This is a genomic window from Methanolobus sp. WCC1 (genome assembly GCF_045690315.1).
GTDB classification, from domain to species: domain Archaea; phylum Halobacteriota; class Methanosarcinia; order Methanosarcinales; family Methanosarcinaceae; genus Methanolobus; species Methanolobus tindarius.
This window is the reverse complement of record NZ_CP146979.1, coordinates 1,732,498-1,747,743: the sequence shown is the minus strand read 5'-3', so window position 1 is coordinate 1,747,743 and position 15,246 is coordinate 1,732,498. Positions and strand designations below refer to the sequence as shown.

Below are 15,246 nucleotides of genomic sequence, written 5' to 3'. Positions count from 1 at the left end.
AATATCACTGGTTCCTATTTCTCCTCAACTTATCCCATACGCTTTTTTTAGGCTGCTGAGGGCTGGCCATTTGTATCTGCTCTTTGTCAGTGTCGTGTGGATTGATTATGTATGTGGGCCTTCGAGCATGGCACTCGACAAACTCCTGTCGACCCATACGATCCCTAGACCTGCTAAGGCCTCCATAGTTATCCAGGAAAGACATTGTTTGAGGTAAAGGCAGGACGTTCTCATGGAATGATCTGTACATGGCCATGACGATTATCTGCTGCTCTGACAGGTCCAGCATTGAGTCAGAATCATCTGTGATGAGCTTTGATATCTCCTGGTTCTTCTGAGCCTCGCTGGAGTAATTGCTGGCTGTTGTTTTGAGTAATTCCTTTGCTGTCTCAGAGTCCATATGTTCACCTCAGAAAAAGAGCCCTGTAAAGAATCCAACGCCTATACCTATAAAGAAAGCAAGTCCCAGAGTACGCCTGTCAGGTTTCAGTGTGTAGGCTCTTTGCATCATTGTGGTGTCCAGGATAGCAGCTATCTTCCTGGGACTTGTCTTCATGGTCAGGAGAGAGACTTCCTGCTTGTTCTCTCCCTCGCCTACCTCCTCCGACTCGTCCGATCTGATAAGCTTTACAGAGGTCCCCTTTGCTCCATCAATGAGATAGACATTCTGTGTCTTTTTTCCGTTGATTGTCAGCGTAATTGTTGACTCAGGAAGAGCATATTCCTTATTCACTTTAGGATCCTTGCCGACCTCATCATCTATGTTGATTGTCTGCAGGTCAATACCATCAAGCCCAGGTCTTATAATGAGGGCTTTTGCATTCTCTTTTTTGTCTTTTCTTCCCATACTATAACCTCACAGTGGTTTGATTGCCCCCACAATATCCGCAACCATTTGTACAATCTTTACAAGTAATTCGATGGTGCGTATTGCAAAATTATAAAAGAACTCTATTACAGCTTTGTGCATTGAAATGTAAGTCTCTGCCATATCCCAGATGCTGCTTTTCTTGTCTGTTTTTAGTATAGTTGCAGCCAGAATCAGGAACTCTATTGTCAGAATAGTTGTTTCCGGATACTCGATGAAAAGCAGGTCCAGATAGAAAAAAACCTCTCCAACGATGAAAGCACTCATTTCCAGAGCTGATGCCAGGTAAGGCCCCACTCCTGGAATCATTTCAACGAATGCTAGGATAGAGTCCCAGGCCCAATCAAAGAAAAGCTCAGATGTGCCGCTCAGCCATTCTGCCAGTGATTCTTCTTTTTGCGCCTCAAACTCTTCAAGATCCACATACGTAGCTTTGAAATCAAATTCATTGGAGCAGGATATTTGAACGTCACTAAATGCTCTTCTGGAATAGGCACTCCACAATCCCGTCCATTCTAAGTACTCTTGATAAGTACTGCTGTTTTCACTGACTAAATTATTATCAAAGCTTGCAGTTAGAGGGCTTAATCCTAAATATACATCAACATCAAGTCCGTATCCTAAATCATACTCACCATAAAAATATTGAATATGGATATCCGTATCAGTTGCATACGGCAGAAACTTTTTTAGTGTTTGTGTTTCGGTTGTGCCCGTTGGAGATTCTAGTGTTATATCAAAAGTCCAATAGCCCCATGATTTTGTATTATTGATATAGAGGACATATTCCTCTCCAAAGGAATCCAGCACTATAATGCTATTAAAATCCGAATCAATGTTCCCAAGATCTACTGTACTAATTAAATAGCCATCCACAACCTCATAATCAATGTATGTGATATCATCCTGCTCATAAGTTTCTGCAGCTGTAGCTATGGATGTGAAACACAACAAAAGGAGACAAAGAGCTAAGATCCTAATCTTCATTTTAAACCTTTTTTAATTGCTGCCATGAATACGATTATCATAAGGACAGAGAACATTCCTGGAATAGAAGCCTCAGCTTGCTCTAGTGTTCCTCTCGCTGCCGCCCTTCCTGGCCTGTATTCATCGTCTGAGCTGCTGTCATCGTCTTCATCAGAGAGACCACCGGATGAGCCACTCTCATCCTCTTCCTCTGTCTCTTCTGACGCTCTGGTAAGTTCAATAGATAACACGTTGTTTTCAGCGTCAAAAGTGAAGGTGTCCTGGTAAGTCTCAAAATAGTCCTGTGTTACTTTGATAGTGTATGTCTGGCCATCTGCCAGACCGTTGATCTCAAAGGCTCCTAAATGCGTAACATCGGATTTTGTTTTAGTGCTGTTGTACACTGTCACTGTGGCCTGGGAAATAGATCCTCCATCATCTGCAGCTGACACACTACCGTACAGCGTGGATGACGCTGCAGGAGCTGGAGTCAAATAGGGGTTATAGCTATACGTGGATCCGGAGAAAGTGAAATCTGATACTGTCTTTGTAACGTAGTTAGATGCTGAAACCTCAATATCCCAGGTTCCTTTTGAGATCGTTATGCTATAATCTCCGCTGCTGTCCGTTGTGGTTGTTTCACCTGCAACAGTGACAGTTGCTCCGGAGATCACTGCCTCAGTGCTTGCATCCCTTACACGTCCGTGTAGTGTGGCCTCGCCGGTTGGAGCATTCTCTGTATAAGCATAGTCGTAGCTTAGTGAATTATCATCACTGTCATACGCTCTAATGTAGAACAGCTCGCCATAAGGTCCATTACTTGGAAGCTGATATCCTGCAGATCCATTGCCTGAAACACTGTACTGCTGGAAGTATGTTGCATCTGCAGCAGTTGGACCACTGTGGAACACGATAAAGGAACCTTCTGGCATGTTGTAATAGTTCCATGTCATGTTCTCATCCCTGTCATACGTGTATTTTGTAAATTCCAGGGCTGCACCTTCTGAGGTCATCTGCATTGTTGCATTGCCTATTTCAGTAGGATTAAACAGAACACTTGCACGAGTCATTAACTCGGCTCTGAATTGTCTTGATTCATATGCAGGAACAACATATTGTATTGAGCCTGAATCACTATATACCATTCTTCGCTCTTCCAGCTCCCACACTGTGCTAGTAGGGTTGTAAGACCTAATATCTATGAAGTTTTCACTGCTGGCACTGTAAGAAGGATAGTTATAGGTAATGTTTGCAATATCCCCAGCTGAATATGTGGATTCATCCCATGAAATTGCAGAATCAACTTTAATGGCACTAACATCATCGAAAAAAAATCGTTTAATCTCAGTACCCGTGATGATACTCTGAAATTTGATCTCACAATCTCCTGTATAATTAGAAACATCGATAGAATCAGAATCTGAACCACTTGAAAACGTTTTGACAGACTCCCCATCAATATATAGAACAACATAACTGGAACCTGATGCAGAAGTAAACCACCACCGATAAGTTAACGTATCAACATTTGTTAAATCTACAGTTTGATAAAAACCACTTGGTTGGTATGCACCTTGTAAATAAATATACCCAGCATTAGAACTCACAGAAGCAGCATTACCAAAAAGAGTCCAACCGGTAGAACCATCAGAAAAATTTCCGTTTGAAATTAATTCATCGTCAGCACTTGCAGGCAATACCAGCAAGCAAAAAAACAGTGCCATTAATATTATTTTTCTCATTTTACAACCTCTTGAGCACTACATAAGCACCGCCAAAAACAACTACTGCCCATAGTAAGTACGAGAGCATTGTAGGCATTTGCAGTTTCAATAATTCCAGTGCATTCATTGGATTCTGGAACCATACGTCCTCAGTTGGTCGTATGATGAACACATAGTCTGAGCTGGTGTCAAGCTGCAATGATCCTGTACTGTTTGTTTGAGCTACCAGGACAGCTCCTCCGGCTGTTGGCTGGTAAACTTCAATGTCAATGTTTCTGCCTAACTGAAGATCTGAAAAAGAAATGCTGATGTTGTCTGCAGCTGCAGAGGGAATCAAGAGGGTAACAGCCAGAGTGAAGATCAAAAAGGTGGTGTACTTTTTCGTGTTACCCTCTCCTTAATTTTACCTTTTGAACACCTTGAATGCGCTGGAGATCCCATCCAGGATACTGTCAAACAGTCCAGTAGTAAATCCTACTACAGATAGTATCAATATGATTGGGACTGCTGCCATGATAAGGTTACCAAATGATGGCATGACACCAGTTACACCGTTAACAAGATCTATCATTTCTGTCCAATTGATGGTGGCTGCTGAGGCACTACCTACAAGGCATGTTGCCATGACCATGCAGGTTCCTACCCACAGCAAGGCTCTACTCTTCCACGTTGCATTCTGTTTCTTGTCTGTTCCGCCTTTAACAAGCGCAACACCATTAGCATTTTGATTTGCTTTTGCCATAGTAATCAAATTAGGACTTTTATAGGCATTTTATTTATACAGTGTAGAAAGTACCAGTTTTAACGGTTATTGACAAGATAAGCAAATATTATAATATATACTCAAAAGAAAGTACCAGTTATACCGGTGAATAGTCAATGATACATTAGTATGTACATACTTACACCGAAAATAATTAAATCCAGAGAAAAACGATAGCAGTAAAAAGAAAGAGTGTATTTTGTTCTCCTGGCCTGGACCCCTGGCGCCCTCCGGATCTGACCAGGTGGTTTGCCTGGATTCCTGGGACGTTCCAGGAAGAACTCTGCAGGATCTGCGGCTCAGGTCAAATGGATGCAGGAGAGTGCCAAGAAGATTTAGTTAATTTTTTGTGCAGAGAAAAACATTGTTTAACTGATATTATGGACGAATGCACTAATACCACAGATGTTTTGCAGGTAAGAGATCTCCGAGCTGAATACATCGGCAAGGAAGTTTTCATAAAAGGAATTGTTCATGATTTAGATATGATCAGACCAAAGCTTCTGACAGCTGCTTTCGTGTGCAAGTATTGTGAAACAGAAGTCACAACCGGGCCCTGGGAAGATTCAGTCTGTGAGAATGAAACTTGTGGGAGATCAGATGGATTGATCTTGTCAGATGAAAAATCAATATACACTAATTACTTACAAATGATACTTGCACACATTTTTGAGCATGGGGATAGTGTCAAAAAATATTCAATTTCAGTAGACCTTGAAGGCGACCTGGTGAACGGGATTAATGAAAAAGATGTTGTTATTGTGAAAGGCATACTCAATACCACAGCTGACAAACAAGGCAAGGTTCCAAAGGATCTAGAATACACATTAACTGCCACTTCAATTGAAATACTTGATAAGGGCGAGCCTTCAAAGAATGACACCGAGAACAAAGTAACTCCAAAAGATGCTGGAGAAACTAGTCAAAGAAAAGACATCAAGAAAATCAAAGAGATAATAAAATCAGTAGGTGAAAAGCATCCAGGAGGAAAAGCTCCTTTGAAAGAAGTCTACGCAGAAGCAAACGCACAGCATCAACTTGACCAGAAACGTACTGAAGACCTGATATCAAGGATGAGAAGAAGCGGAGATTTAATAAAACCTGACAAAGAACATGTAAAAGTTGTTTAACATTTCTATTTTTTTAATAATCTCACCAAATGGTGAGTTTTTAAAGATGTAAACTGATTGCATTTTCAACTCTTTTTTAGATATTATAGGTGAGATGTCACCAGTGAGTGAGGTTTGATAGAACATACGTTATCGGGAAAAACAATTTTAAAAACAATTTTAAAAAAACATTTAAAAATAGTTAGTATATAAAAATAGAATATTTTTACCTTACAAGTAACAGGTTTTTAGCCTGTAACCCATCTCATTTAGTTATATTTTTGTAGATGTTTAGCCAGAACCACCTCGACTATTTAAATAAAAACTTTTAATCATGCTACCACCTCACCCCCACCCTCACTCATAGGTGAAGCTAGGTGAAGTAATAACGTGAAAAAAAAGAACATCATTTTACCCTCAATATTACTTTCCCACTCATGTTCTTACCATATACAAAACCAAAGATTTCTGCAGCTGCTTGCATAGCGTCATCAGTGGTCTTTGTATGAAGTTTAACACCCTCTTCCGCAAGGATTGAGCGTGCTTGAGGTCTTGTAATAAATCCAGAGCTTGAAGCCTTAACTGCATCAGCTAGCAGATAAGCTCTCTGTGTGGTCTTATTCACTCCTCCTGACATTACAGCTCTTAGGTGATTAAGTTCATCTGACAGACTCCTATTTTTATCCTTGAGATCCTTGATATTCTCAGCAAGCAAATTAGAAAAAGCGTCAAGGTCTTCCACAATTCTCAATAAACCAGCATAATCATTCTTGAGAGCAGCAACCTCCTCTTTCAGCTGTTCATAGCTTTTATCTTGGTGAGTATCTCTGCTTCCATCCCATACATTGTGATCATCCTTGCCGATATCTCCACTCATAGCAGCACCTCTCTGAGCACTCCTATCATGGCCAGCACAGCAAAAATAGAGAACATTGCAGCCTGTTCCTTCTGTCCGGATCTCCAGTTGTGAGCTACCAGGAGAGGATTAGATACAGACCATGCAAAGTTAGCAGCTCCTACCTGGCCAGCTGCAGCACAGGCAGCTCCCAGGATAGATATGGACGTGTAGATCTTCGGATTCATAGGAACCCCTTAGCACTTTCCAGCTTGCAGTCCGGATGAGTGTCCTTCTGATCATCACCTTCTGCTATCTGTGTCTTTAGGTCGCTGCAATATGTTCCATACATATTTGGAGATCCATAAGGACAGGACCTGCAGTTGTCAACTATGATCAACTTCTGGCCAGTCATTCCTCATCATCTCCCAGACAGAACTTAGCCTGTTTAATGGTGAGCTCATGCCAGGACCTATCTGCAAAGCTATTCTGTCCATTAGCTCTTAACTTATTCAGGAACTCAACAGGGAGTCTGTGTACCTTTCCTTCTGTCCAGTCCACAGGAGCTCTATGTCCCTCATCTTGAAGTTCCTGCAGTTCATCATCAGAATAGTCAGACTCATATATGCACCTGTCAGGTTCAGTATTGCAGATCTTTGCACATGCTCTACAACCAGGACGGCAGGCCTGGCAGATCCAGACTCTTGCAATTAACTCCTGATAACAGGAACCTAGCCATTCCTGCAGCTTCTCAGGTAGTTCCTCATCCGTTACCTTCTCAGAATATCCGCAACAATCAACAAGTAATCTGTACTTGCCATCTTTCCAGACAACATGAAAACCTCTCACAGGTACTCACCTCCTACCCTATCACAGATATCTCTGAGGATCTGCTCTTCAAATTCAACCAATGACAAAATATACAGAGGATACTGCCTTGTTTCCTCATCGTACTCTTTGGCCATTATTAGCATGTCTGAACATTTAGCCAGGAAAGGAAAAGCACTCTCCAATTCAGGTTTAAGGAGCATCCAGTTCCATTCAATCTGTGCAGCTGAATCTCCTTTTACAATAATCACGTGTTTGATAAGAGGAACCCCAAAAGGTCCGGAGGATATTGTAAATTTCATGCAGCACCCTCCCCGAAATACAACAGGTTACATTCTTTCTCAGGTCTAGGACGCTCCCATGGACGCAGAAGAGGATCCAGCATTTCTTTGAGAACATCTTCTTCCTCTTGCAAATATTCCAGTTTAGCCTCAGCCGTAGCCAACTCATCTTCCGCTATTGCCACGTCCCACTCAGCCTCATGAACTTTAGCTTTCAGCTTTTCAAGCTCACTTTGCATCTGCTTTTTTGTAATTGGTCTGTCCTTTCCCCTTCTTATCTTCCTTGCAGCTATTGCTCTATCATAATGTTCTAAAGCTAGTCTGGTGGATAGATTCAAGCCACCACCTCCACAGCTGCAGGAAGGTAAGGATTAATCACTGAGGTTCTGATCTTCGACCAATTCCTGCAACCCTTTGGCATCTTCCAGCCAATCTCTGCAGTAAGTGGTCTAATGTTCTTCAGAACTAATCCATAACAGACCATGCCCTTTTCAAAATAGAATGGAGAGAGGTAGTGACACTCAGAGTATGCATCAAACTTATCCGGATTATCAAAGCGAATAGTGTCTGTAATATCTGCCACAGCTATGATCTTTCCATGAGGGAGGAGTGACTTATTCTTTCCATTTTCCTTTTTGAAGATCTCTCGTCCAAGGACCTTCTCAAAGTATTTCCTGTCTCTCCTCCTGACATGACCCTGTGTCGCATAGATTGCCACAGGACCTCTATAATGGCAGTCTGTAGGCCTTATGTTAAGAACCATAATACCTTCAGCTGCCATAGAAGCAATAGGTTGTCTGAAGGAAAGTACCTTCATCTCATCGATCTCCTCCGGAACATCCAGAGGACATTGTCCCATATTTCCCGGAATCTTTTCTGCCAGGTCACACCAGTAACTCACACGTTCTTTTTTGCCCACAACATCAGTTCTGTAAGGCTGCAGATGGTCACATTTTGAAGCCCTGCAATGCCTGGTTGATGGTGAGAGGCCTTGAAGTGGTCCGGTCATACCTTCACCCCCGGTTTCCATGTAGTATAACTGACAGAAACATCCCTTTCATAACCAAACGGCTTACCACAGTTCTTGCACATATCATCACCTGAATTATGATGATACTCCCATGAATCGAGATCCTCATATCCACACCATGGACAAACTAGATTCCGGGTTCCTTCATGATCGATAGTTTCGCTCACAGCTCTCCCTCCAGGACTTCTTCCGGAACCTCATAGGGAGTGGCAGCCATTTCCTCACACTTAAACAGAACCTCATCAACATGCTCTGCCTGCTTTTCTAATGCAAGCTCCACACCCTCTATTGCATTAATTATCCTGTCAGAACCAGAGCTAAGCACACTAACCAGAGTTGCCAGATGCTTAGAAATTCCTGCAAGTTCATGCCTGCAGGCAGCCAGCTCCTCGCCCATCGGCAAGGCACTGCACATAAGACCACAGCCTTTAATGACTGGGTTGTAGACTCCGCATTCCTCTTTTTTGCACGTGCTGCTTCCAGCAATATGATCAGCAAACGGACATCTTTTATGCTCCACACTGACCACTCCTGAAAACAAAAACAGTTACGGTACCATTATATGTTTCTTTGAACCATTCTCCATCCATCTCGTCTCCAATATTACGCTGCATTAGAGCCCCGTTTTCAACGTAGATTATATAGTCATCAGACCAGGCAGCTTCTGAGATACGAGCTTCAGGATAATAGCTGATTGTATTATTTTCGTTGACATAGATGGGTTGGAAATCAGGACCTGTAGAAACAACCAGAGCACCCATTAAGCCAGCTCCCAAAAATACTCCAACTGCGATCCAAAAAATAAAGTCTCCCCTCATCACTGACCCTCCGGAGAAGTGAGCTTTTGATATGCCAAACTTAGCCCAACAGCGAAAAGAAAACCGAAATAAGCACCCATTACCAAAACATCAATTACATATCCAAATTCCAGTGCAATCCCAATTGGTGTGACACCATGGGCAAAAAACTTGAAATAGAAAATGTGTACAACGGTTGCCAATCCTGCAAGGATCCAGAAGAAATCTGTTTTCGAGTTGCTTACCATCACAGAGCACCTCCAATTACAGAGACATTGTTGCAACACAGGACCAGACCGAGAGCTCCCAGGGAATACCTGGAAACTTTCCACCAGTTGGAAGATCTGCAGGAACGATATACCAGGATAAGAACTGCAAGGACAACCAGTTTATAGAGTATCAAAAACGGATAGCCGTATAAGCTTATACCACTGGCTAAAAAAGGGTTAAGTTCCGGAGCTCCCATCTCCATAGCTATGATGGTGGTGAGAAGATCTCCCAGGACATAGAAGGCCAGAACAGGCCATATTTGTTTAAGGAAGCTCATGCCAGAGCCTCCCTTGCCTTTTCTCTCAGGAAGCGAACAGAACAGAATGCAGGGCTTTTCATGTTGATTACTTCGTCAACCTGGAACATTTCTGTTCCATGCACATAAAGGAACCCTGCTTCATCGTCATAACTTGCATTATCAACTTCCCTGGAGACAGGTGTTCCGGATTTATCCAGTGTGATTATTGAAGCACGGACCATTCAGAATCCCCCGGGGAAAATCTTTACTTTCCTGGTTACTGGCCGTACAGAGGCAACAGTCCGGGACCAGGGATAACGTGTGCCTGTCAGCCTTCGCCTTCCTGCATACTTGTGAGTTTGTTTGTCAGGCCTGACATGGTCCTGAACTATGTAAGGACCTGGCATTATTCATCCCCCCTGTACTTTATGGCAAATTGCTTTATTTCATGTCGTTCTGCAGCATAGAGCAAAACGGTGATAACAAAGGCAGGAATTGGAAGTACTAGCAGTAATTTTGCCAGGTGCGTTATAATATGGCCACTGTCTGGATAAAATGTGCTCACGAGCACTGTTACCGGAAATAAACTAACACCCACAAAAAAAGATGCAAACGCTGTTTTCCACGTCTGAATCCAGGTGATATAGCCAACATCATCGTCCTCCTGCCTCTGGCGTTCTTTATCATCTGCAGGAATATTTTCTGGAAGGGACATTCAGATCACTCCCAGAATTTCTAATTTGATTGCAGCCAGAGTGATGGCCACACCAAAAACAACCATAGAAACACAATACAAAAGTATCCAGAATAAGAAACCGTTTAATATGCCCCATGTGTGATATTTCCAGTCTATGACCGGCTGCAACCAGGAAACAAAAGCATAGCCATCTTCTGATACATCAATTACAGCTGAACCTATATACCTGGGATTCATTCCTGGTACTATACAAACATCATCAAGGTCCGTTTCAGGCTCTATAATAGCTCTCTTTATCTCTGTCTTCAGGAAAGGTTTCTTCAATCAGATCACCTCCTCTTCAGCTTTTTTTAATTTGAAATACTGAGCAAGTATGGCTCTGCGTCTGTACCAGAGACTAATTAACAGGAACATGCAGACGATTAAGAAAAAGATGAAGTCAAAAACATTGTAGAAAATGTAATACAAAACGATAACAGCACCACCACCACCGAAGACACCTATAGATTCAGCTGCAGAAGCAAATAGATCCACTATCTTGTCGTCATATATCGAGACATCCGTGTCAAAATCACGTCTAAGCTCTGGAAGCGGAATACCTGTTAAAAGAGAAGCTGCACGTGCTCCTCCTGGCGACTCTATGAATTTAGGCACTCAGATCACCTCCTGAGCTTCTGGCTCTGTTTGTGGAGTGAATGCAGGAGAGGGGATGGAGGCTGGCGGATGGTGTACGATGTGGCCATTCTCTCCTGCAGTTTCATCGTATAGGAGGGAAGGCAGGAGATCGGCTAAGGGGTTGGTTATGTCAGGGTTTTCTCCTGCCTCTTCATCATTTGTATGGACTTCAGTGAGCATTTCCAGTACAAGGTGGTATGCTGCTTTTTTAGCGATAAAATGGGAATTAATCTGAGTTTGAGAGTTTGGCCTGGCCAGTGATACAATGGTTTTCAGCTCTTTGTTTGCACGCTGGTACTCTTCCATGACCATCTGTACAATCTCTTCCCTGGTGTACTTGTAATCATTATCAGAGCTCATTGCTGACCCTCCAGGAGAGTTATTGCACCGGAGCATTCTGCAGCACGGACTTGTGACTGTGCAATGTGGTCTTTGTAGGTGTCAGGTCCTAGCCTGTTGAAGTGGTCCTGTTTATCCGCTTCATTATCAATGGCCAGTTTGAGGACTTCCACAGCATACTGGTACCTGCTTCTTTCTTCGCTCATGCTCAGTCCTCCAGTATCTCAGAAATGAAGTCAACACCAACGCCTCCGGACTTATCCTTGAGCTTGACAACCCAATCACCAGAACCAAGCTCCCAAGGCTCACTGGCAACAATATGCTCTTCACCTGAAGCTCCTATGTATGGATGGTATATGACACGCATTCCTGGTCTGAGCTGTCCGGGTTCTATGCCATTCATGCCTGGACCTCCTGCATTACTGGCAGGATATAATCAAAATGCAGTTCTTCGAGTTTCTTCTGGTTTTCACTATCAATACGTGCACTAGCATGACTAGAGCTTTCGCTATCTGTGTTAATACTCTTCATTTTGGTAACCTTCTGTTAAGGTGTTGCCAAAGTCTCCAAACTTTGACATCCTGAATTTAATTTATTTTGTATATATACGTTTTGGATAACGACACATTATTATCTTATTAGTATATAGTTCGCAGTCCTACTAAATAAAGTTCAAAATCATTCAAAATCTACAGGAAAAAAAGATATATAGACAAACGTAAATATTGTATGTTGCCTGACATGTGGCTACCTGCTCCAACAGGTTGAAAGCCGAGATTCGTTTTCTTGGTAACCTGCGAATCTCGCAAACGTTACATTAATCGGGTAAGGGAGAGCCGGACGGGATATCATCATCATAATATGAGGTTGTATCCCGGCCGGAGCACCATACAATTTTTACAAATAAATTATTGAAGTTAGCATTCACATTTTCTGTTAAGATTTTGACTGTTTAACTTTGTTGATATCGTTTGTGTAGAAATAAAAACATAATCGATAAATTTACCAATATTACGAATTTCACATTGCAGACGCTAATGTGTCGCACAACTCTGATTCTACTAATACAACCGAGGTTCACATGTCATTTGATGATCTTAATCTAATTTACCCATTACAGCGTGCATTAAAAGAGGAAGGGTACACAACACCTACTCCTATACAAAAACAATCCATACCGCATCTTCTTGGCGGCAGGGACATGATTGGTATTGCCCAGACAGGTACGGGAAAGACTGCTTCATTCATATTACCAATTTTACACAACATGTCAGCAGCTCACAGGAACACACGTAAGAAATATCCACGCGTGCTTGTGCTTGCACCAACAAGAGAGCTTGCAGCCCAGATAGGTGACAGTTTCAGTTCATATGGACGCTATACACGATATAAGCACACAGTTATCTTTGGTGGAGTAGGACAGGGTCCACAGGTTAAAGCCATTTCAAAGGGCGTAGACTCACTTGTAGCGACTCCGGGAAGGCTGCTGGATCTGGTAGACCAGGGACATGTAAATCTCTCAGAGGTTGAGTACTTCGTGCTTGATGAAGCAGACAGGATGCTTGACATGGGATTTGTCAATGACGTCTATAAAGTCGTGGAAATGCTGCCTCAAAAGAGACAGTCGCTTTTCTTCTCAGCAACCATGTCTCCTGACGTTTCAAAACTTGCAAGGAAAATGCTGACAAACCCTGTAACCGTGGAAGTGACTCCTCAGGCAACAACTGTAGAGCGCATAGACCAGTTCGTATTCTTTGTTGATTCAGAGAACAAGAACGAGTTGATACTACAGCTTCTCAGGAGCAAACATCTGGAATGTGTACTTATCTTTACCCGTACAAAGCACAGGGCCAACAAAGTAGCCCAGATGCTTAACAAGAACAGGATTCCTGCTGATGCGATTCATGGAAACAAGTCCCAGACACACCGTACAAAAGCCCTTCAGGATTTTAGATCAGGAAAACTTCGTGTGCTGGTTGCAACAGATATCGCAGCCCGTGGAATTGATGTTGAGGACATTTCACACGTAATCAATTATGACCTGCCAAACATCCCTGAAAGCTATGTACACCGTATCGGTCGTACAGCAAGGGCAGGAGCCGATGGAACAGCATTCTCATTCTGTGCTGCAGATGAACGTGATTTCCTCCGTGAGATTGAGAAATTAATCAGAATGGAGGTAGAAATTGCAGAGCATGAGTACCATTCTGAAAAAGCCAAGAATGCCACCGGTGATAATGCCAAACCTGCACCAAGACAATATGGAAGGCCAAGGGGAAGCGGTTCTAAAAGAGGACAGGGCAGAGGCAAAAATGGAGACAATAAAGGCGGCAGGAAAAGCGGTGGTAATAATCGGAACAAGGATAAAAACGCAGGCAACGATGCCAGCCCCAAAAAATCTTCTCCGAAATCCTCGCCAAACGGTGATGGAAATAAAAAGCCAAAAAGGAATATGAAGGCAAAGTCTATCCAATCCCATAATTCCAGGAGCAAAAATACTTCTACCCGGCAGAAGAGTTCCAGTCAGGGTAATAATAAAGGTGGATCACCGGCTTCCAGATTTGGTAATAAGACATAATAAAAGAAATGATATGTAAACAGGTTACAAACCTGTTACTCTATTTTAGTTTTTTTACAGCAATCGGTAATTGTTATCACTGCATGCGAACCGAAAACACTAATATCTTCTATTAACCTTATACCATCTCATCAGACTGTAAAAATGCAGTCCTCCAATGATCATAAAAAACGTAAGTGACCTTAAATGAAATATATTCTCCAGTTCGCCATTATTCTTGCAATCTGCTATCTTGGTGACCTGATCCACAGTTATTTTCACATCCCAATTCCCGGAAATGTTCTGGGAATGGTCTTGCTCCTGATACTGCTTTTAACAGGAGTTGTCAAGCTTTCTATGATTGAGGATGTAAGCAATTTCCTGCTTAAGCACCTGGCATTTTTCTTTATCCCGGCAGCAGTCGGACTTATTACCTGCTTCACGGTACTTGAAGGAAAATGGACTGCACTTGTGACAATTTCTGTGGTTTCCACTTTTATCATTGCAGTTGTTACCGGTGCGACGGTACAGCTACTTATCAAAAGGAGGCAGTCCCTTGAGTGAGATTATAACTCAGTTTGTCCAGTCTCCTGTATTTGGAATTGGAATATCTCTGCTGACATTTTCCGCAGGTGTTCAGATTTCCAGAAAAACAGGCTCTCCTCTGATGAATCCACTGGTTCTCAGCATGCTTATGATAATAGCCCTGCTTCTGACTTTCCACATAAGTTTTGATGACTACAATAACGGTGGCCAGTTCATATCTTTCTTCCTTGGACCTGCTACTGTCATCCTTGCAGTTCCCCTGTACCGCAAAATTAGTCTGCTGAAGGAAAATGTTGTTCCTATAATTGCCGGAATCAGCATCGGTTCTGCAGCTGGAATTGCCAGCATCATCATTATGTGCAAGATGTTTGGACTTGATGAGATACTCAGTGTTTCCATGATTCCAAAATCAGTTACAACTCCTATTGGAATTGAGATATCCAACCAGCTTGGCGGTCTGCCTTCGGTTACTGTGGCTGCAATTGTCTTTACGGGTGTTGCAGGTGTGTTGCTTGGACCAATGGTCTGCAAGCTGTTCAAAATTGAAAATGAGGTTGCTATTGGTGTGGCTATCGGAACTTCTTCCCACGCTCTTGGAACTACCAAGGCTGTTGAGATTGGCGAAACAGAGGGCGCAATGAGTGGACTTGCAATAGGAATTGCAGGTCTTGTAACTGTATTCCTGGCTCCTCTGCTGGCAAAGCTACTGATGTAGTCGTGTAG

The 15,246-nt window shown here is 42.6% G+C and carries 31 protein-coding genes; 4 read left to right on the top strand and 27 right to left on the bottom strand.

Going from position 1 to position 15,246, the window contains the following annotated elements; translation table 11 throughout:
- Nucleotides 1-4: 4 nt before the first annotated feature.
- The 6 genes from V7O61_RS08430 to V7O61_RS08405 all read right to left on the bottom strand — a co-directional run bounded on the left by V7O61_RS08430 (nucleotide 5) and on the right by V7O61_RS08405 (nucleotide 4,300).
- The gene (locus V7O61_RS08430; RefSeq protein ID WP_023844523.1) at nucleotides 5-400 is read right to left on the bottom strand and encodes a hypothetical protein; all 396 of its coding nucleotides are present in this window, start codon (nucleotides 398-400) and stop codon (nucleotides 5-7) included.
- A gap of 9 nt (nucleotides 401-409) precedes the next feature.
- Nucleotides 410-847 (bottom strand): hypothetical protein, encoded by a 438-nt coding sequence (locus V7O61_RS08425; RefSeq protein WP_407282149.1) that lies wholly within the window; start codon nucleotides 845-847, stop codon nucleotides 410-412.
- A 9-nt stretch (nucleotides 848-856) separates the two neighbouring features.
- Nucleotides 857-1,855: a hypothetical protein gene (locus tag V7O61_RS08420; protein ID WP_407282150.1), complete on the bottom strand. Its 999-nt coding sequence runs from the start codon at nucleotides 1,853-1,855 to the stop codon at nucleotides 857-859.
- On the bottom strand, nucleotides 1,852-3,576 hold the full coding sequence (locus V7O61_RS08415) for a carboxypeptidase regulatory-like domain-containing protein (protein ID WP_407282151.1): 1,725 nt from the start codon (nucleotides 3,574-3,576) through the stop codon (nucleotides 1,852-1,854). The genes V7O61_RS08420 and V7O61_RS08415 overlap by 4 nt, the downstream gene beginning before the upstream one ends.
- Before the next feature lies 1 nt (nucleotide 3,577).
- Nucleotides 3,578-3,895: a hypothetical protein gene (locus tag V7O61_RS08410; protein ID WP_407282152.1), complete on the bottom strand. Its 318-nt coding sequence runs from the start codon at nucleotides 3,893-3,895 to the stop codon at nucleotides 3,578-3,580.
- A gap of 66 nt (nucleotides 3,896-3,961) precedes the next feature.
- Complete coding sequence (locus V7O61_RS08405; protein WP_407282153.1) at nucleotides 3,962-4,300, bottom strand: hypothetical protein; 339 nt, start codon at nucleotides 4,298-4,300, stop codon at nucleotides 3,962-3,964.
- Nucleotides 4,301-4,701: 401 nt separating this feature from the next.
- Here V7O61_RS08405 and V7O61_RS08400 point away from each other — a divergent pair, with 401 nt between their 5' ends.
- Entirely contained in the window at nucleotides 4,702-5,451 is a 750-nt protein-coding gene (locus V7O61_RS08400) for a hypothetical protein (protein ID WP_407282154.1), read from the top strand.
- 385 nt (nucleotides 5,452-5,836) lie between these two features.
- Here V7O61_RS08400 and V7O61_RS08395 read toward each other — a convergent pair whose 3' ends face one another.
- Genes V7O61_RS08395 through V7O61_RS08295 form a run of 21 tightly spaced genes read right to left on the bottom strand, consistent with a single transcriptional unit; the run spans nucleotide 5,837 to nucleotide 11,951 of the window.
- Nucleotides 5,837-6,307 carry a hypothetical protein gene (locus tag V7O61_RS08395; RefSeq protein ID WP_407282155.1) on the bottom strand — a complete coding sequence of 157 codons (471 nt, stop codon included), beginning with the start codon at nucleotides 6,305-6,307 and terminating at the stop codon, nucleotides 5,837-5,839.
- Nucleotides 6,304-6,513, bottom strand: a complete 210-nt coding sequence (locus V7O61_RS08390; protein WP_407282156.1) for a hypothetical protein — start codon at nucleotides 6,511-6,513, stop codon at nucleotides 6,304-6,306. The genes V7O61_RS08395 and V7O61_RS08390 overlap by 4 nt, the downstream gene beginning before the upstream one ends.
- Nucleotides 6,510-6,680: a hypothetical protein gene (locus V7O61_RS08385; RefSeq protein ID WP_407282157.1), complete on the bottom strand. Its 171-nt coding sequence runs from the start codon at nucleotides 6,678-6,680 to the stop codon at nucleotides 6,510-6,512. The genes V7O61_RS08390 and V7O61_RS08385 overlap by 4 nt, the downstream gene beginning before the upstream one ends.
- Nucleotides 6,677-7,114, bottom strand: coding sequence for a hypothetical protein (locus tag V7O61_RS08380; RefSeq protein WP_407282158.1), 438 nt, complete (start codon nucleotides 7,112-7,114; stop codon nucleotides 6,677-6,679). Before V7O61_RS08380 ends, V7O61_RS08385 begins: the two co-directional genes overlap by 4 nt.
- The gene (locus V7O61_RS08375; protein ID WP_407282159.1) at nucleotides 7,111-7,395 is read right to left on the bottom strand and encodes a hypothetical protein; all 285 of its coding nucleotides are present in this window, start codon (nucleotides 7,393-7,395) and stop codon (nucleotides 7,111-7,113) included. Before V7O61_RS08375 ends, V7O61_RS08380 begins: the two co-directional genes overlap by 4 nt.
- Nucleotides 7,392-7,712 (bottom strand): hypothetical protein, encoded by a 321-nt coding sequence (locus tag V7O61_RS08370; RefSeq protein WP_407282160.1) that lies wholly within the window; start codon nucleotides 7,710-7,712, stop codon nucleotides 7,392-7,394. The genes V7O61_RS08375 and V7O61_RS08370 overlap by 4 nt, the downstream gene beginning before the upstream one ends.
- Nucleotides 7,709-8,383, bottom strand: coding sequence for a hypothetical protein (locus tag V7O61_RS08365; RefSeq protein WP_407282161.1), 675 nt, complete (start codon nucleotides 8,381-8,383; stop codon nucleotides 7,709-7,711). The genes V7O61_RS08370 and V7O61_RS08365 overlap by 4 nt, the downstream gene beginning before the upstream one ends.
- Nucleotides 8,380-8,571, bottom strand: coding sequence for a hypothetical protein (locus tag V7O61_RS08360; protein WP_023844538.1), 192 nt, complete (start codon nucleotides 8,569-8,571; stop codon nucleotides 8,380-8,382). The genes V7O61_RS08365 and V7O61_RS08360 overlap by 4 nt, the downstream gene beginning before the upstream one ends.
- The gene (locus tag V7O61_RS08355) at nucleotides 8,568-8,924 is read right to left on the bottom strand and encodes a hypothetical protein (RefSeq protein WP_407282162.1); all 357 of its coding nucleotides are present in this window, start codon (nucleotides 8,922-8,924) and stop codon (nucleotides 8,568-8,570) included. Before V7O61_RS08355 ends, V7O61_RS08360 begins: the two co-directional genes overlap by 4 nt.
- Nucleotides 8,914-9,222 (bottom strand): hypothetical protein, encoded by a 309-nt coding sequence (locus V7O61_RS08350; RefSeq protein WP_407282163.1) that lies wholly within the window; start codon nucleotides 9,220-9,222, stop codon nucleotides 8,914-8,916. The genes V7O61_RS08355 and V7O61_RS08350 overlap by 11 nt, the downstream gene beginning before the upstream one ends.
- Nucleotides 9,222-9,452, bottom strand: a complete 231-nt coding sequence (locus V7O61_RS08345; RefSeq protein ID WP_407282164.1) for a hypothetical protein — start codon at nucleotides 9,450-9,452, stop codon at nucleotides 9,222-9,224. Before V7O61_RS08345 ends, V7O61_RS08350 begins: the two co-directional genes overlap by 1 nt.
- Entirely contained in the window at nucleotides 9,449-9,748 is a 300-nt protein-coding gene (locus V7O61_RS08340; RefSeq protein WP_407282165.1) for a DUF5658 family protein, read from the bottom strand. Before V7O61_RS08340 ends, V7O61_RS08345 begins: the two co-directional genes overlap by 4 nt.
- Entirely contained in the window at nucleotides 9,745-9,951 is a 207-nt protein-coding gene (locus tag V7O61_RS08335) for a hypothetical protein (RefSeq protein WP_023844543.1), read from the bottom strand. Before V7O61_RS08335 ends, V7O61_RS08340 begins: the two co-directional genes overlap by 4 nt.
- Complete coding sequence (locus V7O61_RS08330; RefSeq protein ID WP_407282166.1) at nucleotides 9,952-10,116, bottom strand: hypothetical protein; 165 nt, start codon at nucleotides 10,114-10,116, stop codon at nucleotides 9,952-9,954.
- Complete coding sequence (locus V7O61_RS08325; RefSeq protein ID WP_407282167.1) at nucleotides 10,116-10,424, bottom strand: hypothetical protein; 309 nt, start codon at nucleotides 10,422-10,424, stop codon at nucleotides 10,116-10,118. The genes V7O61_RS08330 and V7O61_RS08325 overlap by 1 nt, the downstream gene beginning before the upstream one ends.
- Nucleotides 10,425-10,730 carry a hypothetical protein gene (locus V7O61_RS08320; protein ID WP_407282168.1) on the bottom strand — a complete coding sequence of 102 codons (306 nt, stop codon included), beginning with the start codon at nucleotides 10,728-10,730 and terminating at the stop codon, nucleotides 10,425-10,427. It lies immediately after the preceding gene.
- Nucleotides 10,731-11,060 (bottom strand): hypothetical protein, encoded by a 330-nt coding sequence (locus V7O61_RS08315; protein WP_407282169.1) that lies wholly within the window; start codon nucleotides 11,058-11,060, stop codon nucleotides 10,731-10,733.
- The gene (locus V7O61_RS08310; protein ID WP_407282170.1) at nucleotides 11,061-11,441 is read right to left on the bottom strand and encodes a hypothetical protein; all 381 of its coding nucleotides are present in this window, start codon (nucleotides 11,439-11,441) and stop codon (nucleotides 11,061-11,063) included. It lies immediately after the preceding gene.
- Complete coding sequence (locus tag V7O61_RS08305) at nucleotides 11,438-11,626, bottom strand: hypothetical protein (protein ID WP_407282171.1); 189 nt, start codon at nucleotides 11,624-11,626, stop codon at nucleotides 11,438-11,440. Before V7O61_RS08305 ends, V7O61_RS08310 begins: the two co-directional genes overlap by 4 nt.
- Before the next feature lie 2 nt (nucleotides 11,627-11,628).
- The gene (locus tag V7O61_RS08300; protein WP_407282172.1) at nucleotides 11,629-11,823 is read right to left on the bottom strand and encodes a hypothetical protein; all 195 of its coding nucleotides are present in this window, start codon (nucleotides 11,821-11,823) and stop codon (nucleotides 11,629-11,631) included.
- Entirely contained in the window at nucleotides 11,820-11,951 is a 132-nt protein-coding gene (locus V7O61_RS08295) for a hypothetical protein (RefSeq protein ID WP_407282173.1), read from the bottom strand. Before V7O61_RS08295 ends, V7O61_RS08300 begins: the two co-directional genes overlap by 4 nt.
- 550 nt (nucleotides 11,952-12,501) lie before the next feature.
- On the opposite strand from V7O61_RS08295, the gene V7O61_RS08290 reads away from it, so the two are divergent.
- From V7O61_RS08290 to V7O61_RS08280, 3 genes are all read left to right on the top strand, one after another.
- Nucleotides 12,502-13,998 (top strand): DEAD/DEAH box helicase, encoded by a 1,497-nt coding sequence (locus V7O61_RS08290; protein WP_407282174.1) that lies wholly within the window; start codon nucleotides 12,502-12,504, stop codon nucleotides 13,996-13,998.
- A gap of 186 nt (nucleotides 13,999-14,184) precedes the next feature.
- Nucleotides 14,185-14,541 carry a CidA/LrgA family protein gene (locus tag V7O61_RS08285; protein WP_023846265.1) on the top strand — a complete coding sequence of 119 codons (357 nt, stop codon included), beginning with the start codon at nucleotides 14,185-14,187 and terminating at the stop codon, nucleotides 14,539-14,541.
- The gene (locus tag V7O61_RS08280; protein WP_407282175.1) at nucleotides 14,534-15,238 is read left to right on the top strand and encodes an LrgB family protein; all 705 of its coding nucleotides are present in this window, start codon (nucleotides 14,534-14,536) and stop codon (nucleotides 15,236-15,238) included. The genes V7O61_RS08285 and V7O61_RS08280 overlap by 8 nt, the downstream gene beginning before the upstream one ends.
- Nucleotides 15,239-15,246 lie beyond the last annotated feature (8 nt).